This is a genomic window from Polaribacter gochangensis (assembly GCF_046224025.1).
GTDB classification, from domain to species: Bacteria; Bacteroidota; Bacteroidia; order Flavobacteriales; family Flavobacteriaceae; genus Polaribacter; species Polaribacter gochangensis.
Window position 1 is genome coordinate 292,704 of the sequence record NZ_JBJXRF010000001.1, and the last position, 18,905, is coordinate 311,608.

The 18,905-nt window shown below is 32.3% G+C and carries 21 protein-coding genes; 9 read left to right on the forward strand and 12 right to left on the reverse strand.

The window, feature by feature from the left end:
• Positions 1–120: 120 nt before the first annotated feature.
• The 3 genes from rlmN to ACEWL1_RS01380 all read right to left on the reverse strand — a co-directional run bounded on the left by rlmN (position 121) and on the right by ACEWL1_RS01380 (position 3,577).
• Complete coding sequence (gene rlmN, locus ACEWL1_RS01370) at positions 121–1,158, reverse strand: 23S rRNA (adenine(2503)-C(2))-methyltransferase RlmN (protein ID WP_409231491.1); 1,038 nt, start codon at positions 1,156–1,158, stop codon at positions 121–123.
• Positions 1,159–1,247: 89 nt separating this feature from the next.
• Positions 1,248–2,297: a tRNA preQ1(34) S-adenosylmethionine ribosyltransferase-isomerase QueA gene (queA, locus tag ACEWL1_RS01375; protein WP_409231492.1), complete on the reverse strand. Its 1,050-nt coding sequence runs from the start codon at positions 2,295–2,297 to the stop codon at positions 1,248–1,250.
• A gap of 74 nt (positions 2,298–2,371) precedes the next feature.
• Complete coding sequence (locus ACEWL1_RS01380; protein WP_409231493.1) at positions 2,372–3,577, reverse strand: 3-phosphoshikimate 1-carboxyvinyltransferase; 1,206 nt, start codon at positions 3,575–3,577, stop codon at positions 2,372–2,374.
• Between the two features lie 88 nt (positions 3,578–3,665).
• Here ACEWL1_RS01380 and ACEWL1_RS01385 point away from each other — a divergent pair, with 88 nt between their 5' ends.
• Entirely contained in the window at positions 3,666–6,776 is a 3,111-nt protein-coding gene (locus tag ACEWL1_RS01385; RefSeq protein WP_409231494.1) for a WD40/YVTN/BNR-like repeat-containing protein, read from the forward strand.
• Between the two features lie 44 nt (positions 6,777–6,820).
• Here the strand turns inward: ACEWL1_RS01385 and ACEWL1_RS01390 are convergent, their stop codons facing one another.
• Positions 6,821–7,069 carry a hypothetical protein gene (locus tag ACEWL1_RS01390; protein ID WP_409231495.1) on the reverse strand — a complete coding sequence of 83 codons (249 nt, stop codon included), beginning with the start codon at positions 7,067–7,069 and terminating at the stop codon, positions 6,821–6,823.
• The gene (locus ACEWL1_RS01395; RefSeq protein ID WP_409231496.1) at positions 7,069–7,395 is read right to left on the reverse strand and encodes a nucleotide pyrophosphohydrolase; all 327 of its coding nucleotides are present in this window, start codon (positions 7,393–7,395) and stop codon (positions 7,069–7,071) included. The genes ACEWL1_RS01390 and ACEWL1_RS01395 overlap by 1 nt, the downstream gene beginning before the upstream one ends.
• Before the next feature lie 98 nt (positions 7,396–7,493).
• Here ACEWL1_RS01395 and ACEWL1_RS01400 point away from each other — a divergent pair, with 98 nt between their 5' ends.
• The 4 genes from ACEWL1_RS01400 (at position 7,494) to ACEWL1_RS01415 (ending at position 11,028) form a co-directional block, all read left to right on the forward strand.
• Positions 7,494–8,033 (forward strand): TetR/AcrR family transcriptional regulator, encoded by a 540-nt coding sequence (locus ACEWL1_RS01400; protein WP_409231497.1) that lies wholly within the window; start codon positions 7,494–7,496, stop codon positions 8,031–8,033.
• Positions 8,026–8,445 carry a GNAT family N-acetyltransferase gene (locus ACEWL1_RS01405; RefSeq protein WP_409231498.1) on the forward strand — a complete coding sequence of 140 codons (420 nt, stop codon included), beginning with the start codon at positions 8,026–8,028 and terminating at the stop codon, positions 8,443–8,445. The genes ACEWL1_RS01400 and ACEWL1_RS01405 overlap by 8 nt, the downstream gene beginning before the upstream one ends.
• Complete coding sequence (rsgA, locus tag ACEWL1_RS01410; protein ID WP_409231499.1) at positions 8,442–9,509, forward strand: ribosome small subunit-dependent GTPase A; 1,068 nt, start codon at positions 8,442–8,444, stop codon at positions 9,507–9,509. The genes ACEWL1_RS01405 and rsgA overlap by 4 nt, the downstream gene beginning before the upstream one ends.
• A gap of 61 nt (positions 9,510–9,570) precedes the next feature.
• Entirely contained in the window at positions 9,571–11,028 is a 1,458-nt protein-coding gene (locus tag ACEWL1_RS01415) for an aminopeptidase P N-terminal domain-containing protein (protein WP_409231500.1), read from the forward strand.
• A 3-nt stretch (positions 11,029–11,031) separates the two neighbouring features.
• On the opposite strand, the gene aat is transcribed toward ACEWL1_RS01415, so the two are convergent.
• From aat to ACEWL1_RS01430, 3 genes are all read right to left on the reverse strand, one after another.
• A complete protein-coding gene (aat, locus tag ACEWL1_RS01420) occupies positions 11,032–11,673 on the reverse strand; it encodes a leucyl/phenylalanyl-tRNA--protein transferase (protein WP_409231501.1) in 642 nt (213 codons plus the stop codon).
• 87 nt (positions 11,674–11,760) lie between these two features.
• Complete coding sequence (locus ACEWL1_RS01425; protein WP_409231502.1) at positions 11,761–12,126, reverse strand: DUF3127 domain-containing protein; 366 nt, start codon at positions 12,124–12,126, stop codon at positions 11,761–11,763.
• An 8-nt stretch (positions 12,127–12,134) separates the two neighbouring features.
• A complete protein-coding gene (locus ACEWL1_RS01430; protein WP_409231503.1) occupies positions 12,135–12,995 on the reverse strand; it encodes a flavin reductase family protein in 861 nt (286 codons plus the stop codon).
• An 81-nt stretch (positions 12,996–13,076) separates the two neighbouring features.
• On the opposite strand from ACEWL1_RS01430, the gene ACEWL1_RS01435 reads away from it, so the two are divergent.
• Positions 13,077–14,225 (forward strand): sensor histidine kinase, encoded by a 1,149-nt coding sequence (locus ACEWL1_RS01435; protein ID WP_409231504.1) that lies wholly within the window; start codon positions 13,077–13,079, stop codon positions 14,223–14,225.
• Here the strand turns inward: ACEWL1_RS01435 and ACEWL1_RS01440 are convergent.
• The 4 genes from ACEWL1_RS01440 to greA all read right to left on the reverse strand — a co-directional run bounded on the left by ACEWL1_RS01440 (position 14,222) and on the right by greA (position 16,511).
• On the reverse strand, positions 14,222–14,614 hold the full coding sequence (locus ACEWL1_RS01440) for an HIT family protein (RefSeq protein WP_409231505.1): 393 nt from the start codon (positions 14,612–14,614) through the stop codon (positions 14,222–14,224). The two genes, ACEWL1_RS01435 and ACEWL1_RS01440, sit on opposite strands and share 4 nt — an antisense overlap.
• A 94-nt stretch (positions 14,615–14,708) precedes the next feature.
• Positions 14,709–15,434 (reverse strand): iron-sulfur cluster repair di-iron protein, encoded by a 726-nt coding sequence (gene ric, locus ACEWL1_RS01445; protein WP_409231506.1) that lies wholly within the window; start codon positions 15,432–15,434, stop codon positions 14,709–14,711.
• A 48-nt stretch (positions 15,435–15,482) separates the two neighbouring features.
• A complete protein-coding gene (locus tag ACEWL1_RS01450) occupies positions 15,483–15,920 on the reverse strand; it encodes an RrF2 family transcriptional regulator (RefSeq protein ID WP_409231507.1) in 438 nt (145 codons plus the stop codon).
• A 117-nt stretch (positions 15,921–16,037) separates the two neighbouring features.
• Positions 16,038–16,511 (reverse strand): transcription elongation factor GreA, encoded by a 474-nt coding sequence (greA, locus tag ACEWL1_RS01455; RefSeq protein ID WP_409231508.1) that lies wholly within the window; start codon positions 16,509–16,511, stop codon positions 16,038–16,040.
• 117 nt (positions 16,512–16,628) lie between these two features.
• On the opposite strand from greA, the gene ACEWL1_RS01460 reads away from it, so the two are divergent.
• From ACEWL1_RS01460 to purE, 3 genes are all read left to right on the forward strand, one after another.
• Positions 16,629–17,054, forward strand: coding sequence for a hypothetical protein (locus ACEWL1_RS01460; RefSeq protein ID WP_409231509.1), 426 nt, complete (start codon positions 16,629–16,631; stop codon positions 17,052–17,054).
• Positions 17,055–17,113: 59 nt separating this feature from the next.
• Positions 17,114–18,277 (forward strand): 5-(carboxyamino)imidazole ribonucleotide synthase, encoded by a 1,164-nt coding sequence (locus tag ACEWL1_RS01465; protein ID WP_409231510.1) that lies wholly within the window; start codon positions 17,114–17,116, stop codon positions 18,275–18,277.
• 69 nt (positions 18,278–18,346) lie between these two features.
• Complete coding sequence (gene purE, locus ACEWL1_RS01470) at positions 18,347–18,826, forward strand: 5-(carboxyamino)imidazole ribonucleotide mutase (protein ID WP_409231511.1); 480 nt, start codon at positions 18,347–18,349, stop codon at positions 18,824–18,826.
• Positions 18,827–18,905 lie beyond the last annotated feature (79 nt).

Here is an 18,905-nt window from a genome sequence, read left to right on the forward strand (position 1 = left end):
TATTTTAAAATCAAAAGTAAGGAAATTTTCTATCATAAGAAGTTCTCGAAAACTTCGTTTGCTACTTTCAATCAAAATATATTTTGATTTCAGTAATGCTCGAACAGCCCCATAATTTCTCTATGATTTATTTGCCAATTGGCCACATGCCGCATCAATGTCTTTTCCACGAGAACGACGCACATTTACTACAATTCCGTGCATTTCTAAATTAGAAATATAATTGTTAATTGCTTGCGGACTTGCTTGTTGAAACTCGCCATCATCAATCGGGTTGTATTCTATCAAATTGACTTTACACGGCACGTAACTACAGAATTTAATCAATGCTTCAATGTCTTCTTTTCGGTCGTTAATTCCACCCCAAACAACATATTCGTAGGTAATTCTCCGTTGCGTTTTTTCGTACCAATATTCTAAGGATTCTTTTAAATCTTTCAATGGAAACGTTGCATTAAATGGCATTATAGAAGTCCTTACCTCATCAATTGCAGAATGCAAAGAAACTGCTAAATTAAATTTCACTTCATCATCCGCCATTTTTTTAATGATTTTTGGCACACCAGAAGTAGAAACGGTTATTCTTTTTGGCGACATTCCCAATCCTTCTGGGGAAGTGATTTTTTCAATCGATTTGATCACATTATTGTAATTCATCAATGGTTCTCCCATTCCCATAAACACAATATTCGATAATTTATGATTGTAATACAACAAACTTTCTTTGTTGATGGCTGCTACTTGGTCGTAAATTTCATCCGCATTTAAGTTCCGCATTCTCTTTAAACGCGATGTTGCACAAAACTTGCAATCTAAACTACAACCAACTTGACTAGAAACACAAGCTGTTGTTCTTGTATCTGTAGGAATCAATACAGATTCTACCACCAAACCATCGTGTAAACGAACGGCGTTTTTTACGGTTCCGTCTTTACTTCGCTGAATATTATCAACTTCAATATGATTGATAACAAAATTGTCTTGCAACATTTCTCTTGTTTCTAAAGAGATATTTGTCATGTCTTCAAAAGAATGCACCACTTTTCCCCACAACCATTCATAAACTTGATTTCCACGAAAAGCTTTATCTCCGTTTTCTACAAAAAAGTCTCTTAATTGATCTTTGGTTAATGCGCGTATGTCTTTCTTTTTTTTCACACTAAAAGTTTAAGTTGTAAAGTTAAATTAAAAAACTGGTAGCTTAAAAAGTACCAGTTTTTCAATTCTTGAATTTTTAAATATTCAAATTATATAATCAACATAGCATCTCCGTAAGAAGAGAAGTTGTATTTTTCTTTAATTGCTACTTCGTATGCTTCCATTACAAAATCGTAACCACCAAAAGCGGCAGCTTGCATTAATAACGTAGATTTAGATTTGTGGAAGTTTGTAATCATACAATTTGCAATGCTAAAATCGTACGGAGGAAAAATAAATTTATTTGTCCAACCTTCAAAAGCATTTAATCTTCCGTTTGATGATACTGAAGATTCAATTGTACGCATTACTGTTGTACCAACAGCACAAACTCTTTTTTTATTATTTAAAGCGTCGTTTATTCTTTTTGATGTTTCATTAGAAATAATAATTTGCTCAGAATCCATTTTATGTTTCGATAAGTCTTCAACTTCAACTGGAGCAAAAGTTCCTAAACCAACATGTAAGGTAACTTCAGAAAAATCTACACCTTTAATTTCTAAACGCTTCATTAAATGTTTAGAAAAATGTAATCCTGCTGATGGCGCTGCAACAGCCCCTTCGTGTTTTGCATAAATTGTTTGATAGCGTTCTGTATCAGATTCTTCAACAGGTCTGTCTATCTCTTTTGGCAATGGAGTTTGTCCTAATTCCAATAATTTTACTCTAAATTCTTCATAAGAACCATCAAATAAAAATCGTAAAGTTCTACCTCTAGAAGTTGTATTGTCAATTACTTCTGCAACTAAACTATCATCTTCTCCAAAAAACAATTTGTTTCCAATTCTAATTTTTCTTGCTGGATCTACTAAAACATCCCACAATCTGTTTTCTTGATTTAATTCTCTTAGCAAAAACACTTCGATACGTGCTCCGGTTTTTTCTTTATTTCCAAACATTCTAGCCGGAAATACTTTTGTATTATTCAAAACCATCACATCACCTTCATCAAAATAATCAATCAGGTCTTTAAATCTTTTGTGTTCTATCGTTTGTTCTTTTCTGTTTAACACCATTAAACGAGATTCGTCTCTGTGTTCTGCTGGAAATTTTGCCAATAATTCATTTGGCAATTCAATATTAAAATTCGATAATTTCATGTGCTTATTTTTCTAAGAATGCTGGCAAATATACGACATCGAAATAGGCGTTGTCAAGTGTTTTGCTGTTTAATTTAATTTGAGTCTATTTGAAAACCTATTTGTTGCATGTCTTTCCAAAAATTTCGATATGACTTGGTTACCACATTTGCATCTAAAATGGTGATTGGTACTTTGATTGCTAACGGAGCAAAAGCCATTGCCATTCTATGATCTTTGTAAGTTTCTATTGCAATATTCGAGTTGATTTTTGTAGATTTTTTCAGCGTTAAACTTTCATTTGTTACAGAAATAGTTGCGCCTAATTTTATCAATTCGTTTTCTAAAGCAACCAATCTGTCTGTTTCTTTAATTTTTAAGGTATGCAAACCTGTTAACTCACAAGAAACTCCCAATCCGAAACAAGTAACAGCAATTGTTTGCGCAATGTCTGGAGCGTTACTCAAATTAACTTCTAAATGAGATTTCTCGACTTTGCTCGAAATGACATTCGTTTTTTCAAGTACAATTGAGTCTTCTTTAAAAGTAGTTGTAACTCCAAAATGTTGATAAATTTCTTCCAAGCAAGAATCGCCTTGCAAACTATTTTCTTTGTAAGATGATAATTTGATTTCTGAGCCAATAGCACTCAAAGCAATAAGACTATAAAAATACGATGCAGAACTCCAATCAGATTCTACAATTATCTTTTTTGTTATTGATGAGTGAAAAGGTTTTATGATGATTTTATCTTCTACAAAACTTGCTTCAATTCCGAGTTCTTGCAATAAAATTAACGTCATGTTTATATACGGAACAGAAGTAATTTTACCTAACAACTCAATTTCTATACCATTTGGTAAACTCGAAGCAATTAACATTAAAGAAGAAATATATTGACTGCTCACATTTCCATTTATTTGAACTTTATCTTTAGTCAATTTCGTTCCTTTTATACGAATTGGTGGATACCCTATTTTATCTTCATAAGAAATGGTTGCGCCCAAATCTAGCAACGCATTTACCAAAATTTCAATCGGTCTATTTTGCATTCTTTCAGAACCCGTTAAAACAACTTCTCTACCTTCTTTGATCGAAAAATAGGAAGTTAAAAAACGCATAGCCGTTCCGGCATGACCAATGTCAATGGTTTCAACCGTAGAGTTTAATGCTTTTTCTAAATACTTAGAATCATCAGAGTCTGAAACATTTTCTATTACTAAACCATCAATTAGTTGTTGCAAAATCAACAATCTATTAGATTCACTTTTAGAACCAGAAATTGCAATTTCTGCATTCAATTTTCTCTTATTTGTTGATAGATTAAAAATCAATATTGTATTCGTTAAAAATTTGTAATTTTAGAAACCATTAATCAAACTAATATTTATGAAAAACTTAATTTTATCAGTGGCGATACTTCTTATTGCTACTAGCCACAAAGTTAATGCACAAAAGAATACTACCAAATTTTCTGAAGAAAATTATAGCGCAATAAAATGGCGAAACATCGGTCCTTTTAGGGGTGGAAGAAGTGCTGCTGTAACTGGGGTTTCTGGGAAATCAAATTTATTTTATATGGGTTCAACTGGTGGTGGAGTATGGAAAACTACAGATGCAGGAAATTCCTGGTCCAATATTTCTGATGGTTTTTTTGGCGGTTCAGTTGGCTCGGTTGCTGTTAGCGAATGGGACAACAATGTTATTTATGTAGGAAACGGAGAAAAAACAGTAAGAGGAAATGTTTCTTCTGGAGACGGAATTTGGAAAACAGTTGATGCAGGAAAAACATGGAAACATATGGGATTGTCAAATTCTAGACACATTCCAAGAATTAGAATTCATCCTAAAAATGCAGATATTGTGTATGCCGGAGTAATGGGAGATTTATACAAATCTACTGACGAACGTGGTGTGTATAAATCTATAGACGGAGGAGAAACCTGGAAAAAAGTATTATTTGCAAATAAAGATGCAGGTGTAATTGATTTGATTATTGACCCAAATAATGCGCGCGTTTTATACGCAACTACTTGGAATGTTAGAAGAACACCTTATAGTTTATCTAGTGGTGGCGATGGTTCTGCATTATGGAAGAGTACAGATGGTGGAGAAACTTGGAATAACATTTCAGAAAACAAAGGTTTACCAAAAGGGATATGGGGAATTAGCGGTGTTACCGTTTCTCCAGTAAATTCTGATTTTGTTTGGTTATTAGTAGAAAACAAAGACGGTGGGGTTTATAAATCTGAAGACGCAGGAAAAACTTGGAAATTAATAAATAACGAACGTAAATTAAGACAAAGAGCTTGGTATTATACCCGTTTATATGCAGACACAAAAGATGAAAATAGTATTTATGTTTTAAATGTTAACTATCATAAATCTACTGATGGAGGGAAATCGTATAAAACATTTAATGCTCCACATGGAGATCATCATGATTTATGGATTGCTCCAGAAGACAATCAACGAATGATAATTGGCGATGATGGTGGTGCTCAAATTTCTTTTGATGCAGGAATCAATTGGTCAACCATGAACAATCAACCTACAGCACAATTTTATAGAGTTGTAACCGATAATCATTTTCCGTATCGAATTTATGGTGCACAACAAGACAATTCGACCGTACGGATTTCGCATAGAACCGGAGGGAGGTTTATTACGGATAGAGATTGGGAATCGACTGCAGGTGGAGAAAGTGCTCACATAGCAATTGATCCAAATAATAATGATATTGTATATGGTGGAAGTTATGGCGGTTTTTTAACTCGAAAAAATCATAAAACTGGTGAAGCTAGAGCAATTAATGTTTGGCCAGATGATCCGATGGGGCACGGAGCTGAAGATTTTAAATATCGTTTTCAATGGAATTTTCCTGTGCTATTTTCTCCAAATCAAAAGAACAAATTATATGCTGCATCAAATCATTTACATGTAACCTATAACGAAGGGCAATCTTGGGAATTAATCAGTCCAGATTTAACAAGAAACGATCCTAAAACTTTAGGCCCTTCTGGTGGGCCAATTACCAAAGACAATACTGGAGTAGAATATTACGGAACTATTTTTGCTGTTGCAGAATCTCCAACAGAAAAAAATCTAATTTGGACAGGTTCTGATGATGGATTGGTTCATGTAACTAGAGATGGCGGAAAAAATTGGAAAAATGTAACGCCTAAAAAGATGCCAGAGTGGATGATGATAAATTCTATTGAAGTAAATCCGTTTGAAAAAGGGAGTGTTTATATTGTAGGGACAAAATACAAATCTGGCGATTACAAACCATATATCTACAAAACAGAAAACTACGGAAAATCATGGAAATTAATTGTAAACGGTATTGAAAGTGAAGATTTCACAAGAACTTTAAGAGCTGATCCAAAACGTAAAGGCTTATTGTACGCAGGAACAGAAAGAGGAATGTATATTTCGTTTAACGATGGTGCTAATTGGGAAAAATTTCAATTGAATTTACCAATTGTTCCGATAACAGACTTGGCGATTAAAGACGATAATTTAATTGCTGCAACTCAAGGTAGATCTTTTTGGATGATTGATGATTTAACACCAATTCATCAATTAACAACAAATTTAACGAAAGAAAAAGTAACCTTATTTACGCCAAAAGCTAGTTATCAATTAAGTGGCGGAAATGGTAGAACTTCAAAAACCGAAGGAACAAATCACCCTGGTGGAGTTGCGGTGTATTTTAATGTGAATGAATTTTCTAAAAAAGATACCATTTCATTATCCTTTTATGATGCTTCTAAAAAAGTGATTCAGAAATTCAGTTCGCATCCAAATGCAAAAGAAAACGAGAAAAAGCTATCCGTTAAAAAAGGTAGCAATGTTTTTTATTGGAACATGATGTATCCTGATGCAACAAAAGTAAAAGGAATGATTTTATGGTGGGCTTCTTTAAACGGTCCAATGGCATTACCAGGGAATTACATAGTTGGTTTAACTGCAAATAAAACTACTTTAGAAAAACCATTTACTATTTTAAAGAATCCTGTTTCCGAAAATTCTTTGGCGGATATGAAATTACAATTCGATTTCATCAATGACATCAATACTAAAATTTCAGAGATTCATAAAGCTTTGATAAATGTTGGTAACGTAAAAGCGCAGATTAAAACGTTAAAAAGCTCAATTAAAGAGAAACAAAAACACAAAGAGTTATTGTCTTTTGCTGATGAGTTGACAAAAAAAATTACAAAAATTGAAACTACATTATATCAAACAAAAAGTAAAAGCGGTCAAGATCCATTGAACTTTCCGATACGATTAAATAATAAATTAGCGCATTTAAATTCGCTCACAAGAATGGGAACTTACAAACCAACTGATCAAGCAATTGCTTTTAAAAATGAAATCACTAAAGAAATTGATAAAGAATTATCGAAGCTGTATGTCTTGTTTGACAACCAAGTAAAACAATTGAATCAAAAAGTAAAAGACAGTCAAATTGATTTGATTCAGATAGATAAATAAAAGATATAAAATGAAAACAAAAGAGGCTTAAAAGCCTCTTTTGTTTATTTCGTCTTTTTAAGTGCAACATACAACGCGTAAAAATAACTAATTATTATTTTTAAAGCGAAAAACCGTTGCCATTTTCCATCGGTAAAATTTGCTTCGTTTACTTTTGCAAAATCGCCTGCAAAAATTTCTCGCCAACTGTTCATAAATAATGAAATTACCGTTACTAATATAAAAAAAGGCAACGCTATTTTAAATACGTTTGTCCAGAAGCCTGGTGATTTCATTTTTTCTAATATCGTCATTATTGTAGTTTTTTATTATTGTGATGCCTATCGTGATCACGCTTTGTTTTAATATCTAATTTTTTCTCAAAAGCAGCTTGTAAGTCAACTCCTGTTTGATTTGCCAAACACAAGGTAACAAACAAAACATCTGCCAGTTCTTCTCCTAAATCTTTTGATTTATCGCTTTCTTTTTCGCTTTGTTCCCCGTAACGTCGCGCAATAATTCGTGCTACTTCTCCAACCTCTTCTGTCAATTGCGCCATGTTTGTTAATTCGTTAAAATAACGAACTCCATGGTTTTGAATCCAATCATCAACTTGCTTTTGTGTCGTTTTTATTCCCATCAATTGTGGTTTTATCTTTAAGTATTCAAAGATATAGTTTCTAATTTAAAAAAAAAGATTATTTTTACAGACCGAATGGTCGGTTTGTATTATTAAAAATGAAAACTAAAAAAGAACTTATATTAGAAACTGCAACAAATCTCTTTGCACATCAAGGGTTTGAAAAAACTTCTGTTGCCGCTATTTGTGAAAATGCTAATGTTTCGAAAGGGTTGGTGTATCATCATTTTAAATCTAAAGAAGAAATATTAATTGCCATTTATGAACAATCTACTTTAGAGATGATCAATTTAAGCAGTACCACTTCAGAAGCGAAACAAGGCAAACTAATTGACATTATCAATCTTGTTTTCTTTCAACTTGAAAATAACAAACTGTTTTATCTATTGAATTTAAACATCATGTTTCAGCCATCAACGAGGCAAATATTAGAAAATCAAATTAAAGAAAGGGCAGCTCAATTATTCAACACCGTGCAGTCTATTTTTGATGAAACTGACCCCAATAAAAGCACGCTTTTAAGTTATGTTTTTATAGCAGAAATAGATGGAATCGCTTTAAACTATCTTTCTTCTTTTGAAGAATATCCTTTAGAAAAGATAAAAAATCAATTGATAAAAAAGTATAAAAATGATTAGAAAATATAAAGAAACTGAGATTCTAAGGTTACTAGAAATTTGGGAAGCTGCAGCCTTAATTGCACATCCTTTTTTAGTAGATGAATTTCATCAAATGGTAAAAAAAGCGATGAAAGAGATGTATTTACCAAATTCTGATACTTGGGTGTATATAGAATCTGGAACCATTATTGGTTTTATTGCGATGCAAAATAATGAAATTGGAGGATTATTTGTTGATCCAAATCAGCAATCAAAAGGGGTTGGAACCGCGCTAGTAAAACACATCAGTCAGTTTCATGATACTTTAGAAGTAGACGTTTTTGAAAAAAACAAAATCGGAAAACCTTTTTATGAAAAATATGGTTTTAAAGTGATCAAAGAATATGTGATGGAAGAAACCAATCAGAAAGTTTTAAGAATGCAAAAATGAAGTTAGAAGATTTAGGATACACAACCGAATTAGAACATTATCGAATTAAAAATAACTTGTCAAATTTTAAGATTGCTCGAGTCATTACAGAACATAAAGAACGTTATGTTGTAAAAAATGAAACTGGAGATTTTGAAGCTGAGTTGATTGGTAATTTACGTTTTACTGCAACCGAAAGAAGTGATTTCCCTGCTGTTGGTGATTGGGTTGCCATATCTGAATACGATACCAATAAGGCACTAATTCATCATGTTTATAAAAGAAATTCTCAAATAGAAAGACAAGCTGTTGGCAAACACGGAGAAAAACAACTTATTGCAACAAATATTGACGTTGGCTTTATTGTACAAGCAATAAGCAGAGATTTTAACATCAACAGGTTAGAACGTTACTTAACCATTTGTAACGCTTCCAATGTTACTCCAATAATTATTTTAACCAAGATTGATTTGATTTCTGAAACGGAATTAGAAGCGATCTTAAAAGAGGTTTCTAACCGAGTAAAAAATACAGAAATCATTCCGATTAGTAACGAGACCAATATTGGAATTGACAACATAAAATCGAAAATCGAAAAAGGAAAAACCTATTGTTTATTGGGTTCATCTGGTGTTGGAAAATCAACATTAATCAATTCTATTTCTGGAGAAGAACTGATGAAAACTGGAGCAATTAGCGAAAGTATTGACAGAGGAAAACATGTAACAACACATAGAGAGTTGATCGTTTTAGAAAATGGAGGGATTATTATTGACAATCCTGGAATGCGAGAAGTCGGAATTACTGAGAATTCTGGTGGATTAGAAAACACTTTTAAAACTATTTTTAAATTGGCAACACAATGTCGATTTTCCAATTGTACACATATTCACGAAAATGGTTGTGCAATTTTAGGTGCCATTGAAGATGGAGAAATTGATGAAGATAGTTATGACAATTATTTAAAAATGGAACGCGAAAAACAATTCTTCGAATCTACGACACAAGACAAAAAAAAGAAAGATAAAAATCTTGGAAAATTGATAAAATTTGCTCAAAAAAATAAAAAGAGGAATAAACATTAAAAATACCTTAAATTGCTTCTTATAATACAACAGCAGAAAAACGCTAACCTAATTAATAAGTATGAAAACAAACTACATCTTTAAAGCATTTTTTTTATTTTCTTTCTTACTGCCAATAAGTATTCAAGCCCAAGAAAAACACTATTACCAAACAGATTTTTCAATTCAAGATTTTCAAGAACGTAGAGCCAAGATTCTCGATGCAATTGGTCCAAACGGAATTGCATTAATTCAAGGTGCAAGAAGTGTCGATGGATTTGAAGCCTTTAGACAAACAAATACTTTTTATTATTTAACCGGAATTGAAACGGGTCATGCGTATTTATTATTCAGCGGAAAAAGAAAAACCACAACCTTGTATTTACCTCATAGAGATATGGGAAGAGAACGCAGTCAAGGAAAAATATTATCTGCAGAAGATGCAGAACTAATTATCAAACTTACAGGAGTAAATCAAGTTAAAGCAATTGAGTTTTTATCGTCTGATTTAGCAGGATCTGGATTGATAAAAGATGGAGTTCCAATTTTATATACGCCTTTAAGTCCAGCAGAAACTGGAACAGATAGTAGAGATGAATTGGTTCACGGACAAGCAAGAGCTGCATCAGATCCTTGGGACGGACAAGCATCAAGAGAAGCGCATTTTAAACGATTGTTAAATGAACGCTTTCCTCAGTTTGTAATCAAAGATTTGTCTCCAACTTTAGATGACATGCGTTTGATAAAGAGCAAAAAAGAAATTGACATTATTAGAAAAGCAACCCAAATTGCTGGCTTGGCAATTATTGAAGCAATGAAATCTACCAAAGCTGGAGTGTATGAATACCAATTAGCAGCAGCAGCAAAATATGTTTTTTATCAACACGGCGCCCAAGGAGATGCATATCCCGCAATCATTGGTGGAGGAACTAATGCTTTCATGGGGCATTATTTTCATAAAACGGACGTCTTAAAAAATGGTGATTTGGTCTTGATGGATTACGCGCCTGACTACAAATACTACACAAGTGATGTTACTAGAATTTGGCCTGTAAACGGAAAATTTGACAAAGCGCAAACTGCCTTATACGAATACATCATTGCGTATAAAGATGCTTTATTTAAATACATAAAACCGGGTGTAACTGCTAATTACGTTTTAGACAAAGCTTCAGCAGACATGAAAAACTATTTAAAGGGAAAGAAATTTGCAAATCCAAATCATTTAAAAGCAGTACAAAATGGTGTAACATTTAGAGGGCATTTTCAACATCCAGTTGGAATGGGAGTTCATGATGTAGGAAGAGTTCGTGGAAATGTTAAATTAAAAGAAGGCATGGTTTTTACAATTGATCCAATGATTTGGATTCCAGAAGAACGCTTGTATGTACGAATTGAAGATGTTGCGGTTATTACTGCAACTGGTGTAGAAAATATGAGTGCTTTTGTTCCTACAACCATTAAAGAAATTGAAAAAACAATCAAAGAAAAAGGAATTACAGAATTTAGACCTGCTGAAAAATTGCCTTTAAAAAATTAAAATTTAAAGCATTTCCAAAAACTCCTCCCTAGAAATTTCTCTTGCGCCAAAACTTGCTAAATGATCTGTATACATTTGACAATCTATTAGCTTGTAATTATGGTTTTGTATTAAATGAATAAACGCCAGTTTTGATGCATTACTCATCAAACTAAACATGCTTTCTCCACAAAAAATTCCATTTCCTAAATCAATTCCGTACAAACCGCCAACCAAAATTTGTTTTTTTGTTGCTGTATCGTAAAACCAAACCTCTACAGATTTTGCAATTCCTTTTTTATGTAAATTAATGTACGCTTGCTCCATTTCATCGGTTATCCAAGTACCAAAATCATCACTTCTAAGAATGTGTTTACAATTAAAAATAACTTCGTTAAAAGCGGTATTTTCTGTAATTGTAAAATTTCCTTTTTTGATAATTTTTCGCATCGATTTAGAAACTTTTAATTCTTCTGGATATAACACCATTCTTTTTAGCGGACAATACCAAACAATTGGTTCGCCTTCAGAATACCAAGGAAAAATTCCGTTTTGATACGCCAACTTTAAACGTTCTTCAGATAAATCTCCGCCCAAAGCAATCACGCCTTCTTCAGAAGTCGTTTCTGGTTTTGGAAATTCAATTTTATCTGTTAGCCAAATCATTATTCAAAAGTATTAAAAATAAAAAAGCAACCAAATACTGAAATGAATTCAGCATAAAGTTGCTTTTTAAAAATTATTACGGTTTTCCTAGAAAGGTAAATCGTCTGGTTCAGCAGAAGTTGTAGTATCAGCTGGTTGAAATTGATCTACTGGAGGTAAATCTTGTGGCGCTGCAGCTTGCATTGCTTCGATTCTCCATCCTTGAATTGAGTTAAAATACTTAGCTACTCCTTCTGGGTTTATCCATTCTCTACCTCGTAAATTGATAGAGATTTTTACATCTTGTCCTACTTTATAGCTGTTTAATAAATCACATTTATCTTGTACAAACTCAACCATAATCATTTGAGGATATTGCTCATCTGTTGTTACAACCACTTCACGTTTTCTAAATCCGCTAGTTCCAAAAGTTTGTGTTTCGTTAATTAATTTAATTTTTCCAATTACTTCCATATCTTATTCTATTTTATTAAAAGTACTTTCCATGCACTTTCTACATCGTTTTTTTCTAAAAAGGCTTTGGCAAATGTATGTTTTTTTGTGGTTTCTAGCCCAATAAATTGTGGATTGACTTTTGCAAAGTTATCAACATTTTCTTGAGTTGGCATTTGCTCTACGTTTCCTAAAACACCAAAATTATTTCCTGTTAAAATATTACTTTCTCTAATTTCTTTCGGAATTGCATCTACTCCAATTCCCAAGGTAGAAATTGGTTTCGGAATTTCAAAAAAACCTTCTTTTGCCCTCGAATAATAACTTCCACCAGCTCTTGCAACCAAATCAATTTTATGTTGATCAATGGCTCCGTTTTCATCTAATACAGCTTCGTTAATGTGTAATTTCACAACTTCACAAATAATTAAATTTCCTGCGCCGCCTTCTTTTCCTAAGTGGATAATTTCAGTTACTTTGCATTCAAATTGTACTGGAGATTCTGCAACTCGAAATGGTTTTACAACATCAGATTTTAACATGGTAAAGCCTGCTTTTTCAAATTCATTTACGCCTTTTGCATATTCTGTACTGCTTAAAGACATTTGCTGAACAATATCATAATTGACCACATTTATAACAACTTCTTTGGTTTCTAATGCGTTTTCTAAGGTGTGTTTTGTAGTATTTCCTCGAACTCTACGTGCCGGAGAAAAAATTAAAATTGGCGGATTTGCACTAAACACATTAAAGAAGCTAAATGGCGATAAATTTGGATTTCCATCTGCATCAATTGTACTTGCAAAAGCTATTGGCCTTGGTGCAATTGCGCCTAATAAATAACCGTGTAATTTGCCTGTTGCTATTTCTTTTGGGTCTATAGAAATCATTTTTTAATTTATTTTGAATTGTAAATATACTATCATTTTATAAAATGTGTTATGTTATAATATAGATTATATTTGTAATAGATGAGCTTTTTTAAAAATACTGTGCTAACCAAACGAATAGTCATTTTTGTCTTATTTGTTATTGTTTCCCTAATTCTTTGGAACACCTATATTTTCTTCCAAAAATTTAAACAAGATGAACGCGCAAAAATGGAAATTTTTGCAACTGCAATTAAGGAGTTAGCAACCAATCCAGATTTAAATGCAAATATTAATTTAGAAACAAAGATTTTTGAAAACATTACCAATATTCCTTTAATTCAAGTAAATGAAGACGGAACCATTAAAGATTGGCAAAATTTAGATCCTTCTAAAACAGATAATCCTACATATTTAGAAAATCAATTGGCAAAAATGAAAAAACAAAATGCGCCAATAGAAATTAAGTATTTAAATGTAACCGAATATGTCTATTATCGAGATTCTGATTTATTAGACAAACTCACCTATTATCCGATTGCTTTAATTTTAATTTTACTCTTATTTTTAACAGTGATTTATATGTTGTTTTCTTCTAACAAAATTGCCGAACAAAATAAACTTTGGACAGGAATGGCAAAAGAAACTGCGCATCAAATCGGAACTCCGCTATCTTCTTTATTAGGTTGGATTGCCATTTTAAAAGCAGAAAATATTAGCGAAAAATATGTTGATGAAATAGAAAATGATGTACATCGATTAAACATAATTGCCAACAGATTTTCTAAAATTGGTTCTGCACCAGAATTGAAAAAAAATGAAATTATTTCGATTACAAAAAAATCTTTTGACTATTTAAAAAGCAGGAGTTCTAAACAACTATCGTTCGAGTTTAACGCTGATAAAAACAAATTATTTTCAAACATCAATGCAGAATTATTCGGTTGGGTAATCGAAAATTTGGTGAGAAATGCCATTGACGCGATGAAAGGAAAAGGAAGTATTTTACTAACAATTTATGAGAAAAGCAAAACAATAGAAATTATAATTACTGATACTGGAAAAGGGATTCCTAAATCACAATTTAAACAAATATTTAAACCTGGTTTCACAACAAAAAAGCGTGGTTGGGGTTTGGGTTTATCGCTTTCTAAACGTATTGTAGAAGAATATCACAACGGAAAAATATTTGTAAAAAAATCTGAAATTAATAAAGGAACCAGTATTCAGATTTCCCTTCTGAAAGCTTAAAAATTTTTAGAAATTTCTTCCGCTAATTTCATAAAATCTTCATGTTGCATTTTTAATTTTTTACTCGTAAAATTGATATCAGCAACTCGGTTTATCGGAATTAAATGCACGTGTGCGTGTGGAACTTCCAATCCAACAACAGACATTCCAATTCTATTACAAGCAATTGTTTTTTCTAAGGCTTTGGCAACTTTATGCGCAAACTTCATTAAACCTAAATACGTTTCTGAATCTAAATCAAACAATTTGTCAACTTCCTTTTTTGGAATGACTAATGTATGTCCTTTTGCATTTGGATTGATGTCTAAAAAAGCATAAAAATGTGCGTCTTCTGCTATTTTATACGATGGAATTTCTTGGTTGATAATCTTTGTAAAAATGCTGCTCATACTTCATCAATTTATTGAGCATTAAATATAAAAAAAAGCAATAACATACATAGGGGATTGTTACTGCTTTCTCAACTATTTAGGGGATATCTTTTCACATCGATAATTCTTGTTCTAATTTAATTCCTCTTTTAAACAAGATGTTATTTTCTAAATGGATGTGTTTATGTAAATCTTCCTCAAATTCTTTTAACATAGAAAATGCAACTCTATACGTTGTACATGCATCCGATGGCGGCGTATAATTATCTGTCAATTCTGCAATTCTTCTAAAACGCTCACCTTCTACATCGTGCTCGTGATGCATCATTGCAATAGGGTTTTCTACAGTTTCGAAATTTGGTTTTTCATAAACCCCACCTTCTTTCTTTAATTTTGCTAATTTCTTGAAAAACGGAAATAAAATTAATTCTTCTTTTTTCATGTGCGTAGTTAGGGCATCTGCAGCACCGAAAAACAATTCTCTTAATTCTAATAACTCTGGATGTCTTTCGCCATGAACTTTACTAATTTTATCTACATATTGTTTAATTGGAGGAATACTTTTTTCTACATATGTATGATGTGTTTCTACAACATAATCTGATAAAAAGTCGATTCCCCAATTTTGATATAAATTAGATTGATCTTCTTTGGTTTTCATTTGATTTTCTAAATCTTCTAAAACCTCCTCTAAACTGATCCCTTTCTTTTCTGTTACAGTTGCTAAGCTTCTGTTACCGTTACAGCAAAAATCTATTTTATATTTGCTAAAAACGGCTGCGGCATTGTAATTCTCTGCTACAATATCGCTTACTAGTGTGTCTGCTTGTAATTTCATAATTCATTATTTTAAGACATTTTTATCCTTTATTAATTTAATTTTTTTTTAAGCTCTTTTCAGCCAAGTTAATCCTCCATCAATTTTAATTGCTAAATCATATAAATTGGTGTTTTCTAACATTGCTTTTAGTTCTGTTCTTACTTTTAAAAATTGATCGTGAACAGGACAAGGAAACTGATCGTCACATTGTTTTAATCCCAAACCACAACCGTTATAAACTTTATCGCCATCTAAGACTGTTACCACATCTGCCAATGTTTGATTTTTTAAATTTTCTTGCGACATTATAAACCCGCCTGTTGGACCTTTGGTAGATTCTATAATGTTTGCTTTTGACAATTGCTGTAAAATTTTTGCTGTAAAAGCTGATGGAGAATCAATTTCTTGCGCAATTTCTACCAAACTAACTTTAGTACCAGAAAGAGAGCTTTGTGCTATAAATAACACTGCTCTTAAACCATATTCGCAAGATTTTGAAAACATATATTCGTTTTTTTCGCTACAAAGATAGCTATTTTTATATAAAGGACAAATTTATCTTTTATTATTTTTGAAGTAAAAAAAAATCCTTCTCTCAATAGACAAGGATTTTGATAAGTATTATCTTGAAATATCTATAATTTCAAACTTCATAATTCCGTTTGGAACTTGAATTTCAGCTATTTCACCAACTTTTTTCCCTAACAATCCTTTACCGATTGGAGAGTTTACAGATAATTTTCCGTTTTTAACATCCGATTCTGAATCTGCCACCAACGTATAGGTAAATTCCATTTTGTTGGCAGTGTTTTTTAATTTCACTACAGAATGGATCAATATTTTTGATGTATCTAACTGAGATTCATCAATAATTCTAGCATTAGAAACCACATTCTTTAATTTTGCAATTTTAAATTCTAAATGAGATTGTTCTTCTTTTGCTGCATGATACTCTGCATTTTCACTTAAATCCCCTTTATCACGAGCATCAGCTATTTCTTGCGTAACTCTAGGGCGCTCTACATGTTCTAAATGCTCTAACTCTTCTTTTAGCTTTTTAAGTCCTTCTGGCGTATAATATGATACTTCACTCATAATCGTATAGTTTTAAAATACAAAATCTCATTGCCGTTTTATCAGAATGAGATTCAATTACAAATGTACAAAATATTTGTAACTTGCCATCGTTTAAATCTAACACAACATTTATCGATGAAAAAAGTCATTTTTGCTTTTATAACAATTCTAATTTTTAGCAATTGTTCTTCTGATTTTCAAAACAACGACATACTACCTTATGTTCAAGTTAATGAAACTATAGATTTAAATTTACCAGAATTTGTAGATTTGAATGTCCCTGGAAATTGGGCTTATGGAAGAGGCGGATTAAAAGGTATTATAATTTACCGTTTAAATAACACAAGTTTTAAAGCTTTTGAGCGCGCAGCGCCACATATTCAACTTAGTGCGTGTTCTCAAATGGTTGTTGAAAATAGTTTGATAATGAAATGTCCTTGTGATGACAGCGAGTTTCAAATTATTAACGGAGCTCCAAGAACAAGCGGAATTACCTATTCTGCAAGAGAATACTTAGTAACCAATTTAAACGGAACTATTTTACGAATCACGAACTTTTAATAGTTCTAAATCAAATAGATTGTTATTTTTGCAAGAACAAACACAACAAACTTACTAAAGTGAAAAACTACTTTTCTTCCGATTTTAAATTAGGCGTTTTAGGCGGCGGCCAATTAGGAAGAATGTTACTTGCCGAAACTCAGAAATACGATATTTACACCGTAATTTTAGATGCTTCACCCGAAGCTCCTTGCACACAAATCTGCAACGAATTTCACATTGGAAATTTATTAGATTTTGATGCGGTTTACAACTTCGGAAAATTGGTTGATGTACTTACCATAGAAATTGAGCATGTTAATATTGATGCTTTATATCAATTAGAAAAAGAAGGATTGAAAATTTATCCGCAACCTTCTGTGATTGAAATTATTCAACACAAAGGAAAACAGAAAGATTTTTTTGTTAAAAATAACATTCCGACTTCACCTCATCAACGCTTTGCGACAAAAAGCGAATTAATTACTGCTTTTGAAAATAACAAGTTTCAAATTCCTTTTGTGTGGAAATCTGCACAATTTGGATACGATGGAACAGGCGTAAAGGTGGTTCGTACCGAAAATGATATTCAGAATTTAGCAGATACAGATTGTATCATCGAAAAATTGATTCCGTTTAAAAACGAATTAGCGGTAATTGTTGCTAGAAATGCAAACGGAGAAGTAAAAACATATCCTGTTGTAGAAATGGAGTTTCATCCAGAAGCAAATCAGGTTGAATATGTAATTTGTCCTGCAAGAATTGATGCTTCTGTTGCAACAAAAACAAGAGAAATCGCTTTAAAAGTTGCAGCATCTTTTAAACACGTTGGTTTGTTAGCTGTAGAATTATTTCAAACAGAAAACGATGAAATTTTAGTCAATGAAGTGGCGCCAAGAACACACAATTCTGGGCATTATTCGATTGAAGCTAGTTATACAAATCAGTTTGAACAGCATTTAAGAACCGTTTTAAATCTTCCTTTAGGAAATACCGATAGCAAAGTTGCCGGAATTATGGTAAATTTGGTTGGTGAAGAAGGTTTTTCTGGCGATGTTGTGTATGAAAATATTGAAAAAGTATTACAAATTGATGGTGTTACTCCGCATATTTATGGAAAGAAAAAAACAAAACCTTTCAGAAAAATGGGACATGTTACAATTGTTGATACAGATATTGACAAGGCAAGAAAAACGGCTCAAAAAGTGAAAGAAACAATTAGAGTAATTAGTAAAAACAATTAACAGTAAATAGTAATCAGATCTCATCGACAACTGATAACTGATAATTGATAATTGATAATTGATAAATTTATGGTAGGAATTATAATGGGAAGCGATTCAGATCTTCCAATCATGCAAGAAGCAATCGATATCTTAGAAAGTTTTGACATTCAAATTGAAGTGGATATTGTTTCTGCACACAGAACTCCAGAAAAATTAGTTGACTATTCAAAAAACGCTCACTTACGCGGAATAAAAGTAATTATTGCTGGTGCTGGTGGAGCAGCTCATTTACCAGGAATGGTGGCTTCTATGAGTCCGTTACCTGTAATCGGAGTTCCTGTAAAAAGCAGAAATTCTATTGATGGTTGGGATTCTATTTTATCCATTTTACAAATGCCTGGCGGTGTACCAGTTGCCACTGTTGCTTTAGACGGTGCAAAAAATGCCGGAATTTTAGCGGCACAAATTATCGGAGCTTCAGACAAAAATGTACTCGATAAAATTATTGCTTACAAAGAAGAATTAAAGCTAAAAGTTGAACAAGCTTCTGATAGAGTAAGAAAATAAAACACTTCTTTTGTCTGGTCGAGCGGAGTCGAGACCTTAAAAACCTCTCTACTCCGCTCGAGATGACATTAATTACCAA